This window comes from Rhodoferax sp., from assembly GCF_012927445.1.
Taxonomy (GTDB): domain Bacteria; phylum Pseudomonadota; class Gammaproteobacteria; order Burkholderiales; family Burkholderiaceae_C; genus Rhodoferax.
Genome location: NZ_JABBPD010000007.1, coordinates 416765 through 436088, shown reverse-complemented (window position 1 = coordinate 436088; position 19324 = coordinate 416765). Strand labels below are relative to the sequence as shown.

Genomic DNA, 19324 nt, shown 5'->3' with positions numbered 1-19324 from the left:
TTGCCTGCCAAAACGTCTTTGATCCCGAAGCAACACTAGAAATGGCACCCAACTTGACGCCCCGCATTACCTACCGCAACCTGCCGCAACTTTTTTTAAAGGCCAGGGAGAGCCTGATGGCGCACTTCCGCCCGATCCTGAAACACTTTGGTCTGACCGACCAGCAGTGGCGCATCCTGCGTGCGCTGGATGAATATTCGCAGCTGGAGCCACGTGAAATTTGCAGCCTGTGCCAGATTCACAGTGCCAGCATGACGGGCGTGCTGGGGCGCATGGAAGAGCTGGCGCTGGTTCAACGCAGTCGCGTTGCAGGCGATCAGCGCCGGGTGGTGGTTCGTTTGGCGCCCAAAGGGGATCAACTGGTGAACGACATGGCGCCCTTGATCGATTTGCAGTACCAACAGATCGAACAGGCGTTCGGCAAAGAAATTTTTGACGACCTGTTCAACGCGCTGGAAACGTTCATCGGCGTGCAGAACAAGCCAGTTCCGCCGATTGCGCTACCGGCAACGGCGCCGGCTGCCGCTGCCGCACTGAACGCGCCGCCTACAATTTAGCCATGAACAGCCCTACCCTCACCATCGACGTGGTGTCCGACGTCGTCTGCCCCTGGTGCTACATCGGCAAGCGCAAGCTTGAAGCCGCCCTGGCCTTGCCCGAGGCCTATCACCTGCCGAATGTCGTCATCCGCTGGCACCCGTTTCAACTCAACCCGGACTTGCCGGTCGAAGGCGTGTCGCGCCAGGCGTACCTGGAAGACAAGTTTGGCGGGCCGGAGCGCGCCGCCGAGATCTACGAGCGGATTCGCGCCGCCGGCCAGGCGGTCGGGCTGACGCTGAATATCGACGGCATCGCACGCCAACCCAACACGCTGGCGGCGCACGCCCTGATTGCCTTTGCCCAGCTGGGTGATGCCGACGGCAGCGACATCCAGGAGCGCTTGTTCCGGGCTTATTTTGTCGAAAACCGCTTCATTGGCAACCTGGATGTGCTGGCCAACATTGCCGAAGAAGCCGGTCTCAACGGCGAAGACGCCCGCGCCTTTGTGACCGATCCCGAGCATTTGGAAGAGGTGGCCCAGGCCGACGCCCACATCCGGAGTCTGGGCATCAGCGGTGTGCCATTTTTCATCTTCAACCAGAAGGTGACCGTCTCTGGCGCGCACGACCCCGCCACGTTGCTGGGTGCCATGCAACAGGCGGTCGCGGGCCGCGACTGAAACAAGGCTGCGCCGCTTGGGCGCAGCCTACTTCCGCGCCGCAGGAACAGGCGCCAAGACGGTGGTGCTCGGCCCCATGCGTTCGCCCATCCAGCGCCTCAGGTCGAGCCACATCCGCTGCATCTCGGCATCCGACGGCGTTTTGAGCGCGCTCGGCAGTTCAATCGTGACCACCGGCATGCCCTTGTGGACGCCGCCGTAATTGCCCAGCGAGCCGGGGTAAATGCCCACCTGATCCAGATACAGGCGGCCCAGGCGCACGGGCGGCGCCAGCGGGCCATCAAAGTCCAGCAGGCCATAGGGCGCATGAATACTGACAATGAGGTTGGGCTTGAAGCGTTGCATTTCTTCCACGATGAACTTGGACTCCGGCTCGCTCAGCGGCAGCTTGCCCGGCCAGCGGCGCGGGTCTTTGCGCGTTTGTTTGGCCCAATAAAACGGGGCCTCGCGCTTCCAGTTGGGCGTTGGAAAATTGCGGTTCAGATCCACGCCATTGGCGTTGACGCGGCGCGACGGGCGGCTGAACAGCCCATCCGGGTTGAGTGCGGGAATGAAACGCCAGTGCGTTTGCGATGGTGCGGCTTGTGCCAGCCCAATCCAGTGCAGGGCCACCGACGCGGACGACAACTCGTCGCCATGGATACCGCCAATCACCAGCACCCGCAGGCGAGCGTCATCCGGACGAATGTCCCGCGTGTAAAGGGCGCGACCCTTGACGCTGCGGGCCGCGTTGGCCTGGAGCTTGGCGTCTTCGCACAGGGAGCGCTGCACATTCGGCAAGCGGGCATAAAAATCGTCGCACAGTCCTGCAGCAGAAACGCGGGACGCTATAAAAAAAGTAGCAAGAATAACAAACAGGGAATGGCAAGAACGCATGGCCTGATTTTATTCGCCTGGCGATGCGACCACGGGGCGTTGAATCGAAGGGTATGCCGCGCGTTTTCCGGCCTGGCGGAATTTTCGGGTAAATTTAAGCCATGTCTTTGTCTGATTTGAGCCTCAAGGCTCACGCCCCCAATTTTTCCGCGCCCGAGTTTAGAGCCGCCCTGGGCATGTTTGCCACGGGCGTCACCATCGTGACCGCCCGCACCGCCGAAGGTGAGTTCGTTGGACTGACCGCCAACTCGTTCAACTCGGTATCGCTCAACCCGCCACTGGTGCTGTGGAGTCTGGCCCGGGCGGCGGCGTCCATGCCTGCCTTCAGCACCGGCTCGCACTACGCCATCAACATCCTGGCGGCGGACCAGAAAGAACTGGCCAAACGTTTTGCCACCAAGGGGGTGGACCGTTTTGCCGATGTCGCCTTTCTGGAAGGCGTCGGCGGCGCGCCGCTGCTGGCCGGCGCGGCGGCCACGTTTGAATGCTTTAACCGCAGCCGCTATTCCGAGGGCGACCACGTTATTTTTGTCGGTGAAGTGGAGCGCTGCTCACACCGCGTCGGTGCTTCTCCGCTGCTGTACCACGGTGGCAAGTTTTACACCGAGCACCCTTTGTAGGCATTGATGCAGGCCTTGAAACTGTCAGAACTGATGGGGGCGCTCAGCCATGCGCTCGACATCACGGAGGGCCAGCCCGAGGGGCATTGCGTGCGCTGCTGCTGGATCGGCATGCACATCGGCCAGCAGCTGGGCCTGCCGACCGAGCAGCTGTGGGAGCTTTATTACACCCTGCTGCTGAAGGATTTGGGCTGCAGCAGCAACGCCTCGCGCATTTGCGAGCTGTACCTGACCGATGACCTTTCCTTCAAGCGTGATTTCAAATGGGTGGACGGCAGTTTGCCGCAAGTGTTGCGGTTTGTGCTGCGCCACACCGGCCCGGCCGCGGCGGCGGCGGAGGTGCAACACCGGCGCGGCAAATGGTTTGACCCCGAACTGGTCGATGCGTTTCTGGCCGTGGCCAGCGCCGCCCCGTTCTGGGCCACCTTGAACGCGGCCGACCTGGAGACACAAGTCTTCGCCATGGAGCCGGGCGGCCATGAAGCGGTGCTGGACGAAGACTACCTCGACGACATTGCCGAAGCCTTTGGCCAGGTGGTGGACGCCAAAAGCCCTTTTACGGCCGGCCACAGCGCCCGGGTGGGGCTCTACACGGCCCTGCTGGGGGAATCAATGGAGATTCCGGAAGCACGCCGGCGCTGGCTGAAACGCGGTGCCCTGCTGCACGACGTCGGCAAGCTCGGCGTCAGCAACGCCATTCTCGACAAGCCCGGCAAACTGGACGAGGCCGAGTGGGCGGCGGTCCGACGCCATGCGGTTTACACCGAGTCCATCCTGGGGCGCATCCAGAGCTTCGATGAGCTGGCACGCGTGTCGGCGGCGCACCACGAGCGGCTGGATGGCGGCGGTTATCCGCGTGGCCTCCAGGCGGCGGACATCACGCTGGAAACCCGCATCATCACCACCGCCGATATTTTTGACGCCATCACGGCCGAGCGGCCCTACCGCAGTGCCGTGCCGGTGGAAAAAACACTGGCAATCATGGCCGACACGGTCGGCACCGCGATTGATGCAACCTGCTTCGCCCACCTGAAGAAAATCATCCAGGCCCACCCGGAATTTTTCCCGGGCTAAGGCGCGGACGTGCGCCAGGGGCGGGGCGAAAAGCGGAAGACCTGCGGATCGGTCACATCCACGGTGGCCTTGACCCAGCCGAAAAAGGGGTAGCCAAAGGTTTCCACCCGCGTAAAGTTGCCCACCACTTGCTGGCTCACCGGGTCGCGCATCGGCTGGTTGATCTGCTGCAAGTGGGTATCGCCATGCACCAGCACGACGCGCCCGGCAAAGGCCTGCGTCTCTTGCTGCAGCTGGGTCAAAAACTCCCGGTAACCCGGCTGGGGGTGGCCGACGTTGGCGTTTTCAAATTCAGGATCGGCCTGAATCACGATCAAAATACCGGCCAGTTTTTTGGCACGAGCCTGGGCAAAGGCCTGCGCCAGCCAGACCCGGTTGGCCGCACTGCGCGCCACAAACTCCGGCACCGGACCGCCCTTGAAGGTAGTGCCGTGGTAATTATTCTCGCTGCCGGGCAGGTTCAGGCCGACGAACAGGGCACCGCCCGCTTCCCAGCGCACGTTTTCGCGGTAGCTGGCAAACGCCGGGTCACGGCTTTGCCGCTCCAGGGCCAGTGTGCGCTGGCCGAGCGTGGTTTCCCCGCCAAAGAACAGTTCACGCAGCTTGGCCAAGCGCTCCAGCGGGTCGTAGCCGCCATTGCTTTTGCGATGGCAATCGGTCCACTCGTTGTCGCCCGGCACATACACCAGCGGGGTCTTTGAGGCCTGAAAGACCCCCAGGATGTCGCGCAGCACTTCATCGCTGCACACGCTGCCGCCATTTTTAATGTCGCCGTCATGTACCACAAAGGCCAGATTTTCACGGTCCATCTCGCTGATCAGCTCGGGCAGGTGCTCGCGCTCCCAGTGGCTGTACGGCGTGTCGCCAAAGAGGCCGAAGGAAACGGGCTGGGCGCTGGCCACCCCCGCCAGGACGGCCAACAGCCCAAGTAAATACTGGAATTTGCGTTTCATCATCAAGCCACCGGTCAAAGAGCTCGATTACACCACTCCGCCCTGCCGCAGCGCGGCAATTTGCGCCGCATCCAGCCCCAGTTCGGCCAGCACTTCATCGGTGTGCTCACCCAGCGCCGGTGGCGCCCGGTGCAGCACCGGCGGCGTCGCCATCAGGCGCAGCGGGCTAGCGACACTTGCTATAGATTTAATAGCTGATTGCGCAGCAACAGCGGGGGCTAGCGGTTGATTTATCACTAAACAACGGGCTTTCACCTGGTCATCGGCAAACGCTTGTCCGATGTCGTTGATGGGGCCGCAGGGCACCGCCTTGTCTTCCAGCAGGGCAATCCACTGCGCGGTGCTGCGGGTGCGGGTAAGGGCTTCCATCGCCGGGATCAGCGCACTGCGGTGGGTGACGCGCCCGGCCATGCCGACAAAGCGCGCATCCTCCGCCCATTCCGGCCTGCCTGCGGCGTTGCAGAAGCGGCGGAACTGGCCATCATTGCCAATCGCCAGCAGCATGGCGCCGTCCAGCGTCGGAAAGTCCTGGTACGGCGCCAGGCTGGGGTGGCTGTTGCCTTGGCGCTGCGGCACCTGGCCGGTGTTCAAAAAGCCCGCCGCCTGGTTGCCCAGAATCGCCATGCCAACGTCGAGCAGGGCCATGTCGATGTGCTGGCCGGCGCCGGTGCGGTGGCGCACCTCGATGGCCGCCAGGATGGCGCTGCAGGCGTAGACACCGGTGAAGATATCCGTCAGCGCCACGCCGACGCGCAACGGGCCGCCGCCGGGCACCTCGTCCGGGCGGCCGGTGATGCTCATCATGCCGCTCATGGCCTGGATCATCAGGTCATAGCCGGCGCGCTCGGCATAGGGCCCGGTCTGGCCAAAACCGGTGACCGAGCAGTAAATCAGGCGCGGGTTGAGGGCCTGCAGGCTGGCGTAATCCAGCCCGTAATGCGCCAGGCCGCCGACCTTGAAGTTCTCCACCAGGATATCGCTTTGCGCCGCCATCTGGCGGATCAGCGCCTGGCCTTCGGGCTGGGCGATGTCGAGCGTGATGGCGCGTTTGTTGCGGTTGCAGGCGGTGAAATAGCTGGCCTGATCGGTGTCGTTTCCTTGTGCGTCTTTCAGGAATGGCGGGCCCCAGTGGCGGGTGTCGTCACCGGCGCCGGGGCGTTCGACCTTGATCACGTCGGCGCCGAGGTCGGCCAGCATCTGGGTGCACCAGGGGCCGGCCAGGACGCGGGACAGGTCGAGTACCTTGAGGTGGGACAGGGCGCCTGGTTGCGTCGTTGTTTGGGGATTTTCTGGGGTCATGGCGGTTCTTGGTTTGGGTTTCAAGTTGGGTTTATTGGGGGGTGGGGCTTTGGCTTTTTTTAGGGATGTATTTTTCGGGGGGTTTCCCCCACTCACTCCCCCAGCCCCTCTCTCGCCCCGCCGGGCGAAAGAGGGGAGCCTCATTTGGCCGCGTGTTTGAAGGTGGCACGTTCAACTTGACGGTTTGGACCGTTGGCGTTTTTTACGATTCACTTTAAAACCGTAACGCCGCGTTCCGCGTCAACGCAAATCAGCGCGTGTACGTCTCACCTTCAAACACAAGGCCAAATGTGGCAGTTAGCCCCCCTTTCCGCCCCGGCGGGGGTGGAAAGGGGTTGGGGGATAGGGGGGGAATACAGGCCCAACAAAAAACCAACAAAGCCAAAAATCACCCACCAAACGCCGCAATCCCCGTCTGCGCCCGCCCCAAAATCAGCGCATGAATATCGTGCGTGCCTTCATAGGTGTTCACCACCTCCAGATTCACCAGATGCCGCGCCACCCCAAACTCATCCGAAATACCGTTGCCACCCATCATGTCGCGCGCCAGCCGGGCAATGTCGAGTGACTTGCCGCAGGAATTGCGTTTGAGCAGCGACGTGATTTCAACCGAATCCGTGCCCTCGTCCTTCATGCGGCCCAGCCGCAGACAGCCCTGCAGCCCCAACGCAATCTCGGTTTGCATGTCGGCCAGCTTTTTCTGGATCAGCTGGTTGGCCGCCAGCGGGCGGCCAAACTGTTTGCGGTCCATCACGTACTGGCGCGAGCGGAACCAGCAGTCTTCCGCCGCACCCAAGGCGCCCCAGGCGATGCCGTAGCGGGCGCTGTTGAGACAGGTGAACGGGCCCTTCAGACCCTGCACCTCGGGGAAGGCGTTTTCCTCCGGGCAAAACACGCCGTCCATCACGATTTCACCGGTAATCGAGGCACGCAAGCCAACCTTGCCGTGGATGACCGGCGCCGTCAAACCAGCCATGCCTTTTTCCAGCACGAAGCCGCGAATCGGTCCGACCTGGCCGCTCGCGCTCACCTCTTTGGCCCAGACGACGAAGACGTCGGCGATCGGGCTGTTGGAGATCCACATCTTGCTGCCGGACAGTTTGTAGCCGCCAGCCACCTTGTGGGCGCGGGTGGCCATGGAGCCGGGGTCGGAGCCGTGATCCGGTTCGGTCAGGCCGAAGCAGCCAATCCATTCCCCGCTGGCCAGTTTCGGCAGGTATTTCTGGCGCTGGCCTTCGGTGCCAAATTCAAAAATCGGCACCATCACCAACGAGCTTTGCACGCTCATCATGGAGCGGTAGCCGGAGTCAACGCGTTCCACTTCACGGGCGATCAGGCCGTAGGCGACGTAGTTCAGGCCAGGGCCGCCGTAGGCCTCGGGAATGGTCGGGCCGAGCAGGCCGAGTGCGCCCATTTCACGAAAGATGGCGACATCGGTTTGTTCTTTGCGGAAGGCCTCGATCACGCGCGGCTGCAGCTTGTCCTGGCAATAGGCGGCGGCAGCATCGCGCACCATGCGTTCGTCGTCAGTGAGTTGCTGGTCGAGCAAGAAGGGGTCTTGCCAGTTGAAGCTTGCGTGGGCCATGGAAGTCTCCGGGTGAAAAGTTGAATCAATCAGGGCTGTCTCGGCAGCGGCTAACGCATGGTAGCGGACGCCTGGCGCGCGGGCAAACGACTTATCGTCATCTATTCGTGCGTTTAACGCATATCTAACTGGTCGAGCCGTCGTTCAGACCGTTTGAACATATGGATAGTTTTAGCCAGTAGCCTCCTTGCTATCTGCGTAAGACGCTATTAATTAATGAGCAATCGCAAGCCCCTGTTGAAAATTAATTATGTATATTACGCACATCATGCGCAGAAAAATTCCCTCCCTGCAGGCGCTGACCTGCTTTGACGCCGCCGCCCGCCACGAGAGCTACACCCGCGCCGCGCAAGAACTGGCGCTGACGCAAGGCGCGGTGTCGCGGCAGATCACGGCGTTGGAGTCGTTCCTCGGCGTTGCCCTGTTTCGCCGCACCCGGCATGGCGTGGCGCTGACCGAGCGCGGCGCCGACTACGCGCTGCAGGTGGCGCCGCGCCTGCAGGGGCTGGAGCGCGACACGCTGGACGTCATGTCGCCGCAGGGCCGCAGTGGCAGCCTGCATCTGGCGGCGGTGCCCACCTTTGCCACGCGCTGGCTGATTCCGCGCCTGCCCTTGCTGGCCGCGCAGCATCCCGAACTCACGGTCCACATCGAGACCAGCACCCGGCCCTTCATGTTTACCGACACGGCGTTTGACGCGGCGCTCTACGCCGGCACGGTCGAGCAGGTGCGCCGCTGGGCCGGCACCCGCGCCGTGCGGCTGCTGGCCGAAGAAGTGGTGCCGGTCTGCAGCCCGGCCTTGCTGGGCGCGCAAACCGCCCTCACGCCGCAGGCCATCGCCCAGCTCCCCCTGTTGCAACAAAGCACCCGGCCGGAAGGCTGGCGGCAGTGGTTTGACGCCATGGGCGTGAGCGCGCCGCAGGCCTTGTCGGGTCCACGCTACGAGTTGTTTTCAATGACCGCGGCGGCGGCCGCCCACGGCATGGGGCTGGCACTGGTGCCGCGACTGCTGATCGAGACCGAGTTGGCGCGTGGTGAGTTGGTGGTGGCCTGCCAGCAACCCCTGCCCAGCGAACGGGCCTATTACCTGGTCACGCCCGAGCGCGCGGACGAGCGGCCAGTGGTGACCATTTTTCGGGACTGGTTGGCGCAAGTGACGGGATTATTGAAGGGATGAAATGCAGCGTTTGCGGGTATTCGCGAAGGGCAGCATTCAGGAAGTCCGATTTGCGAACAAACATCAGTATCCCGTTCCAACCTTCTCGGACATGTAATTGGCGCTTACATAAATCAATCCGAGAAACGGTAAGTATTCTTCCCCGCTGCTTTGGCTTCATACATGGCATCGTCGGCGTTTTTGAGTAAATCATCTGGCGATGTAACTTCTTTCGTAAAAAAAGCTATCCCAATTGACGTACCCACATGGGCCGTTTTTCCGTCAAAACTCATTGGGGCATTAACTTCTTCGATGACACGCGAGGCAATCATGGCGACGTTGTCGCGGCTTTCAGGGTTGTTCAGCAAAATGACGAATTCATCTCCCCCAAGGCGTGCAACGGTGTCAGACGGTCGGAGTAAACCCAAAAGACGCGTGGAAACGGCCTTTAGCACACGATCACCGAACTCATGGCCCCAAGTGTCATTGACCAATTTGAATCCATCCAAATCGAGAAACAATAATGCAATGTGACGTGGTTCACGGGTAGACAAGGCGATCAGCTGACCAACGCGTTCCATTAAGAGTGAGCGGTTCGGCAAACCCGTTAAACCATCGTGCAAAGCCATGTGCAGCACTAGCTGTTCCTTGTCCCATTGTTGGGTTACATCAGCACATACCCCGACATAGCGACTGACTTCGCCGGCTTCGTTGCATATTGCAGAAATGGAGAGTCGTTCCAGATAAATCGAGCCGTCCTTTCGATTGTTCCAGACTTCGCCCTTCCACAATTTGGTCGCCTGCAATTGTTGAAACATGGCGCCGAAAAAAGTCGCATCATGGCGTCCGGATTTCAGGATGCGTGCATTCTGTCCAACAACTTCTTCGGAGGTGTAACCTGTGAGCGCAGTGAATGCGGGGTTAACTGAAATAATCATCGCGGCTGTATCCGTCACCAAGATGCCTTCCATAGTGGCTTCAAACACGCTTGCCGAAAGTCGAATCGCCGCATCTGCTTCCCTCAGGCGGCTGATGTTGGTCTCGAGCGCAAAGAATCCTTGGATGCTTCCATTCGAATTAATGTCGGGAATGTAATTAGCCAGTGCGTATCCAACAGAACCATCAGGTCTCAGAATGGCACGCTCAAACTCCTGAGGCTCACCTGCCAAAGCACCTTGTATATAGGGCAAATTCTTTTCATACAAACTGGCGCCTAAGAGGGTCGATATCGGCAACCCCATCATTTCCTGACGTGTTCGTCCAAACCAATCTTCGTAAGTCTTGTTTGCAAAATGACACTGCAACTGTGTGTCCCAATAGGCGATCATGCTTGGCATTGCATCAGCAACCGTGCGGATGAATCGCTCGCTTTTGGCGAGGTCGGCGGACATCGTTTCAGCCCTTTGCCTGGCTTCCAGCAACTCCTGCTCATAACGACTGCGCTCAATCGTTACAAAAAATACCCAGGTGAAGCGATCATTTGCGTCAAGCGTTGTCTCCTGGCAGTTCACAAATACAGGAACCCGCGTTCCCGCGTCACCCAAAATCTGTAAGCGAATTTCACGGACTCGACTTTCACGCAACAGCATCGGCCAGACGTGAGTCTGCAGGAATATTCTGCTTGCCATGGGAAACATGAGGTCCATCGGCTTTGTGAGCCAACTGCCTTTGACGCCGCCCACAAGGTCCAGCAAGCTTTGATTGACCGATTGAACAACGCCCCCCCGGTCGGTCACCAAAACGGGGCAAGGTAGCTGGTCAAAAGTTGGCACGATTACGTTGCTGACTAAATGGATGAAGCAAGAAACTCACGCATTGCATCAATTACCAGAGCTGGTTCGCTCATGTGGGCGCAGTGGCCTTGCACTTCCAGCACTTTCAATGTGCTACCCGCTAAATGGGCATGCACGTACTCGCCAACGCTGACTGGAGCGAGGGTGTCGGTGCGGTGCTGAAGAATCAGGCAAGGCAAAGTGACCTTGGGCAGATCAGCCCTGTTATCAGAGAAAAACGCAGTTCGTGCAAAGACTTTTGCAGCCTGTGGATCGGTCGAGCAAAAGCTGTCTGAGAGTTCCGCTGTCACTGCACCCGATTCGCCCTGTGCCGAAACCACTGGCGCAAGATAATTCGCCCATCCAATGTAGTTTTGGTCCATTAACGCCAGAAGCCCTTCCAGGTCTTCTTTCTCAAAACCACCGATGTACTCAGGCGCATGGTTGACGAAGCATGGGTTGGGACCGATCAATACTAACTTGGCGAAGAGTCCGGGGCGGGCAATCAATGCGAGAAGTCCTACGCTGCAACTGACTGAATGACCAATAAAAATGACACCACTTTTCAAATCCAGAGCGTCGCAAATATCAAGGACATCTTGGGCATAGCCACTGAGACTGGCGTATTTATCGAGATCGAAGGCGGCAATGTCGGATCGCCCGCTGCCCACATAGTCGAACAAGACCTGTTTATGGGATGATTCAAACGCGGGTGTCACGCGATCCCACATGTTTTGATTGCACCCAAATCCATGGGCATAAAGCAACACGGGGCCGTCACCCGCTAGAACTTTGACGTTGTTTCTTGCAAGAACGTTTGAGATTTTTCTATTTTTGTTCACACGAGTATCCAACGATGTTTGTTGGGCTTCATTATTGCGGATATCAGTAAAACCAATTTTGATTTGGGCTATTTAGGATGAGTAATGAACGGCGGGGCCCATTTTGGAGGTAGGCGACACAGTGCTGGCCGCCGAGCGTCGAGATTGAATGGCCGGTCTGGAGCAATCAGATGGGAATATTGTTTGTCCGGATTGGGTCTCCAAGAGTCGATTAATGCCGAAAGTCCTCCATTCCCCAGTCACCGACGGCAACAGACTGACTTCAACTACCCAAACTGCGCAGGCATACCGAGCGCCCGTAAACGCTGATGCGCGGCGTCTTCCAGATCCGGCGGCACGGACTGTTTGGCATTCAGGTAATGGTTGGTGAAGACATCCAAATAGGTCTCCAGGGTCTCGGCCGCCTGCGGCTCACCCGCCAGGGCCAGGCACAGGGCGGCCACCTCCGAGGTGCACAGGTGGTCATCGCGGGTCGAGCGGCGCAGGCGGTAGCGCGAGAGTTGTTCGGGCTGCAGGCTGAGCACCGGCAAGTGGTTGAGATAGGGGCTCTTGCGAAACATCTTGCGCGCCTCCGGCCAGGTGGCGTCGAGCAAGACAAACAGCGGCCGTTTGCCGGGGATCACCGGCACCTCGGTGACGACACGCTCGGCATCGACAAACTCGCCGGGAAACACCAGATAAGGCGCCCACTGCGGGTCGGCCAGCAGCGTTAGTAAGGCAGGGTCCACCTCGGTGCGCGCCCAGCCAAAGGCGGCGGTGTCTTGCACCACATCGGCAATCAACCAGCCGGTATTGCTGGGTTTGAGCGGCTCGATGTCGCACATGATCAGGCACATGCCGGCCCGGGTCGGCACCTGGGGGCGCAAGGCACACAGACAGTGGCTGAACATCACCCGGCAACCAGGGCAGCGCGGCGCACGCGAACCGCGGGCGACAAAGGGCTTGTCAAGACGCGCCATGCGCACCGCGCGCAGGCGGGCAACCGCATGGCTCATGCTGCTCCCCGCAGGTAAAAAAAGACGCCGGACATAGATGGGCCAAAAGGTTGAAGAAGCGCCAAGTATGGCGCCGTCTGCGCCAACTTCCTCAAACAGACATGTTGCATCTTGCTTACGCAATCACACAGACAGTTACGCAAGCGCTGATTAAGCTGAGATAGCGCGTAAATAGCGTGTTAGTCACTCCCGAAATCAAATCAAGGTAAAAACTCACCATGAAAAAAACCTCTCCCACCCTCACCCGCCTGCTCATCGCTGCAGCAGTTTGCACGGTTGCCCTGGGTGCACAAGCCCAAAGCAGCGTGTCCAACTTCCCTGCAGCCGGCAACTCCTATGTTGAGCTGGGCTTGGGTCAATCTGATTACTCGCTGGGCAATGGCATTGGCGTGTTTGGCTCTGACCAGGGCAACACCGCGTACAGTGTCCGCGGCGGCACCTATTTCAACAACAACTTGGGCCTGGAATTGGGCTACACGGACTTTGGCTCCATCAACCGCGCGGGTGGTACGACGAAGGCCAATGGGCTCAACCTCAGTCTGGTCGGCAAGCTGCCGCTCAACCCCAGCTTCAATCTGCTGGGCAAGGTCGGCACCACTTACAGCCGCACCGACGTGTCGTCCAATCCGGCCTCCGGCATCGTGGCGGGTTCCAAGAACGACTTTGGCCTGTCCTACGGCATTGGTGCTGAATACCTGTTCTCGCCGCAATGGTCAGCCGTACTGCAATACGAATCTCAAGACATGAAATTTGCCGGCGACCGCACTGACCGCGTCGGCGTCACCAGCTTGTCGGCGCGCTACCATTTCTAAAGCACACAGCCGCCGGGCGCTGCCGCGTCGCCGGCCGCACCATTGATCAGTGGCATCAGCTTGGGCGCCAGCACCTTCAACAATTGCACCGGCAAGCCGCTGGTGAAGTCGTAGTTGGCGGCCTGGCCGCCCGGTACGTAGGCAATCAGGGTGCCGAAGAAACGCTCGTCAATATTGAACACAAAAGTGGCGGACCGGTTCACCACCCGTGATGACACCAGGCGGCCACCGGCCCCATAGGTATCGAAGCGCTGGTCGCCGGTGCCGGTCTTGCCGCCCACCGGAATGATGCTGCCGTCCGGCCGCACAAAGGCCTGCTTGACGCGCTTGGCGGTACCTTCGTCCACCACCCGCCGGATGGCGCCGCGCATGGCTTGCGCCACTTCGGGCGCCAGCACGCGCTCTGCCTTGCCGGCCTTGTAGTGCAGCTGGGTTTCATAGGGCGTGGCGTCGGCAAAGTGCAGCGACTGGATGCGCGTGTTCGGTTTGCGCACGCCATCATTGACCAGAATGCCCATCAGTTCGGCCAAGGCGGCCGGCCGGTCCGCCGAGGCGCCGAGCGCGGTGGCATAGGAGGGCACCAGCGAATCAAAGGGGTAACCCATCTGCGCCCATTGGCGATGAATTTCCAGAAAACCTTCGCCTTCGAGCAGGCCCAGAATCCGCTTGTCCTGCGCCTGCTTGCGGTGGGTGGAAAACAGCCAGGCATAAACCGCCTGCCGCTCGGCGACGCTGGCCTGCATCACCTGCGTCTGGCTGGCGCCCGGATGGTTGCGCAGGTAGCCGACCAGCCACAACTCCAGCGGATGCACACCCGCCAGATAGCCCCGATCGGCCAGCGACATCGTTTCGGGTGCGTCCTGCTCGTAGAGTCGGGCCAGCTTGGGTTCGGCCGGATCGATACCGTCCGGCAAGTTGTCCTTGACCAAGGCCGAGAACTCCGCCAGCGAGGCTTGCGGCATCAGCGTGCGGAAGATGGCCGCCAGCCGCGTGGTGGTTGGCCGCACATTGCCCAGCAGCAACTCCTGCGCTTCTTCCGCCGTCTTGCCCTGGTATTTCACCAGGAAGCGGCGCATGAAGACCTGCCCTTCGCGGTCGGCGAAACGTGCCAGATAGTCGGCACGGCGCGGGTCGTCGGCATCCTGCAGCAGCTTGGCCGAGGAGCCGGGGGTCAGGAACATGTAGTGGTGCACGATGTCGCGCATCAGCCGGATGAACACCAGATTGACCGAGTTGCGCAGGCCGTCGCGCACCGACATCACCCGGCTGTCGTCATCGTGGGTGAAATTGTCAAAGTGGTGCAGGCCGCCGCCGGTCATGAAGCCCTCACCCGGGCTGGCAGAATAACGCCGCTCCAGCGCCGCATCCAGCATGGCGCTCAGGCTCTTGTCTTCGGCCTTCGCCAGGTAGTCGGCGGCCCAGCGCGTCAGCACGTCTTTGCGATCAATTTCCAGCGCGCGCAATTGGGCGGCATCCAGCGTGGAGAGCCGTTGATGCAGCTTGTCCATGATGTCGAGGTACGTCACCAGCGTGCGCAGTTTGGCGGTCGAGCCGAGGTCGAGCTTGGTGCCCTCGTTGATGTTGAGCGGCTGGTCAAAATTGTCGGTTTGCACCCGCAGGTAATTGGTGTCCGCGCCGCGTTCATAGAGAGTGAAGCTGTACACCACCTTGGACGGGTCGCCGCGCTCCAGCAACTGGCGGGCGTTGAGGCCGGCCGCCTTGGCACTGGCCGGGTCGCGCAACTCGCGCAACAGGGTGGTCACGGCGGTCTGCGCCGGCGCATCCAGCGTGCTGGCGACCGTGAGATCGAGGCGATCCAGATCGTACAAGCGGCTGCCACCGAACAGGCCCGCCAGATGGGTGCGCACCGCATTGGCCGCCTTTTGCGAGACAAATGAAACCGCGGTGAGCGGCACCTTGCTGGTCCGCCGATTCAGCTTGGCCTTGAGCGCCGCATCGCGCAGCGCCGGCGTGATCACGCCGGCGCTGCCGAGCAAACGCAGATGGCTGTCGGTGACTTGTTCCAGTTCGGCTTCCTTGGTGTCGAAATAATAGGACGGCCGGCGCTGCGAGATCAGCAGGCTGAGCGACTGTTTGTACAGCAGCGCCTGCGCGTCGAGCTCGCCAACGGCGGCGGCCGGGGTCTGCAGGATGCGGTTGACCTGCGTGAAATCACGGCCGTACCAGGCCCACAGCCCGTCGCCCAGGCCGTGCACTTCGCCAAAACCGGCCTTGGCCGACAGCGGCATGGTGTTCATGTAACTCAGCACGATCTGGCGCCGCACCGCGCTGGTGTCCTCCCCCTGCTGGTAGGCACGCAAGGCGGCCGACACCATTTGCTGCAGTTTTTCCTGAATCGAGGAGGTGCGGCCTTCGGGGGAATGGCGGTATTTTTCGATCTGGGTCGCCAGCGTGCTGCCGCCGGGGGAACGGCTGTCGCCGGTGAGGCTGTTTTTGCCCTTGATCAGCACTGCATTGGCCAACCGGTCCCATTCCACCGCCGGGTTGCGCTGCGGATGGGTCGCATCGAGCAATTCGCGGTTCTCGATGAACAGCAAACTTTGCACCAGCATCGGCGCGATGTCGTCAAAACGTTCAAACACCCGCTTCGGATAACGCTCCTGAAACAGGCTCTCGTTGTGGCAGTCCAGGATGCGCAGCCCGCCCTGGGTCTTTTCCAGGTAGGGCGCGAAATAACCGTCGTCGACGATCTTCGCCAGCCCGGTTGAGAACCGCGCCTGCTGGTCGATTTCGAAATCCCGGGTTTTGAGCGTCGCCAGAAACACCGGCAGCTGCGCATAACCCAAACGGTCGTCATACGGCGCACTCTGGGGAAAACGAATGGACGGACTCGGCCCGGCACCCATCGTATAGGTCGCCTTGCTGGCCAGATCGGCAAAGAACCGTGCCTGATAGGCCGACGAGCGCATCTCCTGGACGATCACCAAGCCGGCCACCACCAGCAAAACCAGCCCCGCAACGGCCAACTTAAACCGCAACCAGAACAACCATGAAACCAACTTTTTCCACATACGCATCAGCCTGAATCTCATTGTTGGCTCGTTAATCGGACAAGGCGGCAACGCCGTCATCCCCTGAAAGGTTGAAATTATGCGGCGCAATAAAGTCGCCCTTGCGAAGCATCAGCATTCAGATACGAATCGATGCAAAGTTGCGCCAACGCCACACCAGGGTGAGGACAAACCCCTAGTTACAGCGTGGCATATGTATTGCTAGCATGCATTTTATAAGCTGACTAAACGGTCAGCTTTCAGGCTTCGGGCTGTTACCAGCCCCCTACGCAAGGAGTTGCCAGCGTGTCCAGTCCCGTGTCTCTTCCCCCCTCGCCCGATGTTCGTCCCGGCCGTCTGCCGGCCCTGGCGTACGCCCAACACTTTGCCGATGCGTCGCCACGTCTGACCCCGGCACAAGCGGTGCTGGAAGCCGAGCGCTGCCTGTACTGCTTTGATGCGCCCTGCGCCACCGCCTGCCCGACCCACATCGAGGTGCCGTCGTTCATCAAGCGCATCGCCGACGGCAACCTGCGCGGCGCGGCCCGCGCCATTCTGGAAGCCAACCCGCTGGGCGGCATGTGCGCGCGGGTCTGCCCGACCGAGAACCTGTGCGAGGCGGTGTGCGTGCGCCATACGCAAGAGGGCACGCCGGTCGCCATTGGCCGCCTGCAGCGCCACGCGGTGGACGCGCTGCTGGAAAGCGCGCGCCCGCAACTGTTCACCCGCGCCACCACCACCGGCAAAAAGGTGGCGGTGCTGGGCGCCGGCCCAGCCGGGCTGGCCTGCGCCCACACGCTGGCGCGCCTCGGCCATGACGTGGTGGTGTTCGACGCCCACGCCAAAGCCGGCGGCCTCAATGAATACGGTCTGGCCCGTTACAAGACGCCGGACAACTTTGCCCAACGCGAGGTGCAGTGGCTGCTGGACATCGGCGGCATCGAGATCCGCACCAACTGGACGCTGGAAAGCGTGGCCCAGCTCAATGCACTGCGTCAGGGCTACGACGCCCTGTTCCTGGGCATGGGCCTGCGCAGCACGCACCAGCTCGGCGTGCCCAGCGAAGATTTGGACGGCGTGATGGATGCGATTGCCTTCATCGCCACGCTGCGCCAGACCAAGGACCTGGCCACCCTGCCCGTGGGCCGCCGCGTGGTGGTGATTGGCGGCGGCATGACGGCGGTGGACGCCGCCGTGCAGTCCAAACTGCTGGGGGCGGAAAGCGTTCACCTCGTTTACCGGCGCGGGCCGGCGGCGATGTCGGCCTCGGTCGCGGAGCAGGCGTGGGCACAAACCCACGGCGTCACGATTCACCACTGGCTGGCGCCGGTCGACATTCTTGCGCATCCAGACCACAGCGGTCACGCCAGCGCCGTGCGCTTTGCCCGGCAATCCCTGGTGGCAGGCAAGCTCACCGCCACCGGCGAAATCGAAGTCATGCCCGCCGACATGGTGCTGAAAGCCATCGGCCAGCAACTCGGCAACCCGGTGCTGGCGCAAGCCGGTTTGACGCTCGACGGCGGCCGCATCGCCACCGACGCAACAGGCGCCACCAACCTGCGCGGCGTCTGGGCCGGTGGCGACTGCCGTGCCGGCGGGCTGGACCTGACGGTGGAAGCGGTGGAACACGGCAAGCAGTCGGCGCTGGCCATTCACGCCCAGCTCACCGGCGCCTGAACCCGCGCCACGCCTCGCCCCCGCGCGCACCCCATCCCCAAGATCTGGAGAACCCCATGGCCAACCTGCACACCACTTTTGCCGGCATCCGCAGCCCCAACCCGTTCTGGCTGGCCTCGGCGCCGCCGACCGACAAGGCCTACAACGTGAACCGCGCTTTTGAAGCCGGCTGGGGCGGCGTGGTCTGGAAAACGCTGGGGGAGGCCGGGCCGCCGGTGGTCAACGTCAACGGCCCGCGTTATGGCGCCCTGCTGACGCCAGACCGCCGCTTGCTGGGTTTCAACAACATCGAACTGATCACCGACCGTGACCTGGAACTGAACCTGCGCGAAATCACCGAGGTCAAGCGCAACTGGCCGGACCGCGCCATGGTGGTGTCGCTGATGGTGCCGTGTGAAGAGGCATCCTGGAAAGCGATCCTGCCGCGCGTGGCAGACACCGGCGCCGACGGCATCGAGCTCAACTTTGGCTGCCCGCATGGCATGAGCGAGCGCGGCATGGGCGCGGCGGTCGGCCAGGTGCCGGCGTACATCGAAATGGTGACCGCCTGGTGCAAGCAGTACAGCAAGTTGCCGGTGATCGTGAAGCTGACGCCCAACATCACCGATGTGCGCCTGCCGGCCCGCGCCGCCAAAAAAGGCGGTGCCGACGCCGTGTCGCTCATCAACACCCTCAACTCCATCATGGGCGTGGACCCCTACACCCTGACCATGAGCCCGGCCACGGCTGGCCGGGGCTCGCACGGCGGCTACTGCGGCCCGGCGGTGAAGCCGATTGCGCTGAACATGGTGGCCGAGATTGCGCGCGACCCGCTCACCGCCGGCCTGCCGATCTCGGGCATAGGCGGCGTCGGCAACTGGCGCGACGCGCTGGACTTCATCGCGCTCGGCGCCGGCAACGTGCAGGTCTGCACCGCCGCCATGGTCTACGGCTTCAAAATCGTGCAGGAGATGAGCGACGGCCTGTCCAACTACATGGACGAGATGGGCTTCCGCTCGCTTGACGCTATTCGCGGCCAGGCCCTGCCCAGCGTGACCGACTGGCGTTACCTGAATCTGAACCATGTCAGCAAAGCCGTCATTGACCAGGACAGCTGCATCCAGTGCGGGCGCTGCCACATTGCCTGCGAAGACACCTCGCACCAGGCCATCACCGCCGTGAAGGACGGCCAACGGCATTTCGAGGTGAAGGAGGAGGACTGCGTCGGCTGCAACCTGTGCGTGCTGGTGTGCCCGGTGCCGGAGTGCATTAGTTTGCGCGATCTCAAGCCCGGTGAAAAAGACTTGCGCACCAATCGGGTGGTCAGCGATCAACAGGCGGACTGGACGACACACCCGAACAATCCGCTGCGCATCGCCCAAGCGTTCTGAATTTATATGAAAACAGCCTCTAGCCCCCGCGCTTATTGCGTAACCAGCTATTAATTGAGGAGT

At 61.4% G+C, this 19324-nt stretch carries 16 protein-coding genes; 8 read left to right on the top strand and 8 right to left on the bottom strand.

Features of this window, described 5'->3' with window-relative positions:
* The first annotated feature begins 41 nt into the window (after positions 1-41).
* Positions 42-557, top strand: a complete 516-nt coding sequence (hpaR, locus tag HHJ17_RS13815) for a homoprotocatechuate degradation operon regulator HpaR (protein ID WP_296496732.1) — start codon at positions 42-44, stop codon at positions 555-557.
* Positions 558-559: 2 nt separating this feature from the next.
* Positions 560-1219, top strand: a complete 660-nt coding sequence (locus HHJ17_RS13810) for a DsbA family oxidoreductase (RefSeq protein ID WP_296496730.1) — start codon at positions 560-562, stop codon at positions 1217-1219.
* 27 nt (positions 1220-1246) lie between these two features.
* Here HHJ17_RS13810 and HHJ17_RS13805 read toward each other — a convergent pair whose 3' ends face one another.
* Positions 1247-2095 carry a M14 family murein peptide amidase A gene (locus tag HHJ17_RS13805; RefSeq protein WP_296506127.1) on the bottom strand — a complete coding sequence of 283 codons (849 nt, stop codon included), beginning with the start codon at positions 2093-2095 and terminating at the stop codon, positions 1247-1249.
* Between the two features lie 101 nt (positions 2096-2196).
* On the opposite strand from HHJ17_RS13805, the gene HHJ17_RS13800 reads away from it, so the two are divergent.
* On the top strand, positions 2197-2715 hold the full coding sequence (locus tag HHJ17_RS13800) for a flavin reductase family protein (protein ID WP_296506126.1): 519 nt from the start codon (positions 2197-2199) through the stop codon (positions 2713-2715).
* A gap of 6 nt (positions 2716-2721) precedes the next feature.
* Complete coding sequence (locus tag HHJ17_RS13795; RefSeq protein WP_296506123.1) at positions 2722-3789, top strand: HD-GYP domain-containing protein; 1068 nt, start codon at positions 2722-2724, stop codon at positions 3787-3789.
* Here the strand turns inward: HHJ17_RS13795 and HHJ17_RS13790 are convergent.
* The 3 genes from HHJ17_RS13790 to HHJ17_RS13780 form a co-directional block, all read right to left on the bottom strand.
* Positions 3786-4745, bottom strand: a complete 960-nt coding sequence (locus HHJ17_RS13790; protein ID WP_296506122.1) for a hypothetical protein — start codon at positions 4743-4745, stop codon at positions 3786-3788. The two genes, HHJ17_RS13795 and HHJ17_RS13790, sit on opposite strands and share 4 nt — an antisense overlap.
* Before the next feature lie 24 nt (positions 4746-4769).
* Positions 4770-6041, bottom strand: coding sequence for a CaiB/BaiF CoA-transferase family protein (locus HHJ17_RS13785; protein WP_296506120.1), 1272 nt, complete (start codon positions 6039-6041; stop codon positions 4770-4772).
* A gap of 388 nt (positions 6042-6429) precedes the next feature.
* Positions 6430-7626 (bottom strand): acyl-CoA dehydrogenase, encoded by a 1197-nt coding sequence (locus tag HHJ17_RS13780; RefSeq protein ID WP_296506118.1) that lies wholly within the window; start codon positions 7624-7626, stop codon positions 6430-6432.
* Positions 7627-7894: 268 nt separating this feature from the next.
* Between HHJ17_RS13780 and HHJ17_RS13775 the strand changes: the two genes are divergently transcribed.
* A complete protein-coding gene (locus HHJ17_RS13775) occupies positions 7895-8803 on the top strand; it encodes a LysR substrate-binding domain-containing protein (RefSeq protein ID WP_296506377.1) in 909 nt (302 codons plus the stop codon).
* Between the two features lie 113 nt (positions 8804-8916).
* Here the strand turns inward: HHJ17_RS13775 and HHJ17_RS13770 are convergent, their stop codons facing one another.
* The 3 genes from HHJ17_RS13770 to HHJ17_RS13760 all read right to left on the bottom strand — a co-directional run bounded on the left by HHJ17_RS13770 (position 8917) and on the right by HHJ17_RS13760 (position 12391).
* Positions 8917-10554 (bottom strand): diguanylate cyclase, encoded by a 1638-nt coding sequence (locus tag HHJ17_RS13770; RefSeq protein ID WP_296506116.1) that lies wholly within the window; start codon positions 10552-10554, stop codon positions 8917-8919.
* A gap of 14 nt (positions 10555-10568) precedes the next feature.
* Positions 10569-11396, bottom strand: a complete 828-nt coding sequence (locus HHJ17_RS13765; RefSeq protein ID WP_296506115.1) for an alpha/beta hydrolase — start codon at positions 11394-11396, stop codon at positions 10569-10571.
* Positions 11397-11662: 266 nt separating this feature from the next.
* Positions 11663-12391 (bottom strand): tRNA-uridine aminocarboxypropyltransferase, encoded by a 729-nt coding sequence (locus HHJ17_RS13760; RefSeq protein WP_296506113.1) that lies wholly within the window; start codon positions 12389-12391, stop codon positions 11663-11665.
* 218 nt (positions 12392-12609) lie between these two features.
* Here HHJ17_RS13760 and HHJ17_RS13755 point away from each other — a divergent pair, with 218 nt between their 5' ends.
* Positions 12610-13203, top strand: a complete 594-nt coding sequence (locus tag HHJ17_RS13755; protein WP_296506111.1) for an outer membrane beta-barrel protein — start codon at positions 12610-12612, stop codon at positions 13201-13203.
* Here the strand turns inward: HHJ17_RS13755 and HHJ17_RS13750 are convergent.
* Positions 13200-16235, bottom strand: a complete 3036-nt coding sequence (locus tag HHJ17_RS13750; protein WP_296506374.1) for a transglycosylase domain-containing protein — start codon at positions 16233-16235, stop codon at positions 13200-13202. The two genes, HHJ17_RS13755 and HHJ17_RS13750, sit on opposite strands and share 4 nt — an antisense overlap.
* 297 nt (positions 16236-16532) lie before the next feature.
* On the opposite strand from HHJ17_RS13750, the gene HHJ17_RS13745 reads away from it, so the two are divergent.
* Both HHJ17_RS13745 and preA read left to right on the top strand, forming a co-directional pair.
* Entirely contained in the window at positions 16533-17891 is a 1359-nt protein-coding gene (locus tag HHJ17_RS13745) for an NAD(P)-dependent oxidoreductase (protein WP_296498124.1), read from the top strand.
* 56 nt (positions 17892-17947) lie between these two features.
* The gene (gene preA, locus HHJ17_RS13740) at positions 17948-19261 is read left to right on the top strand and encodes an NAD-dependent dihydropyrimidine dehydrogenase subunit PreA (RefSeq protein WP_296498108.1); all 1314 of its coding nucleotides are present in this window, start codon (positions 17948-17950) and stop codon (positions 19259-19261) included.
* Positions 19262-19324 lie beyond the last annotated feature (63 nt).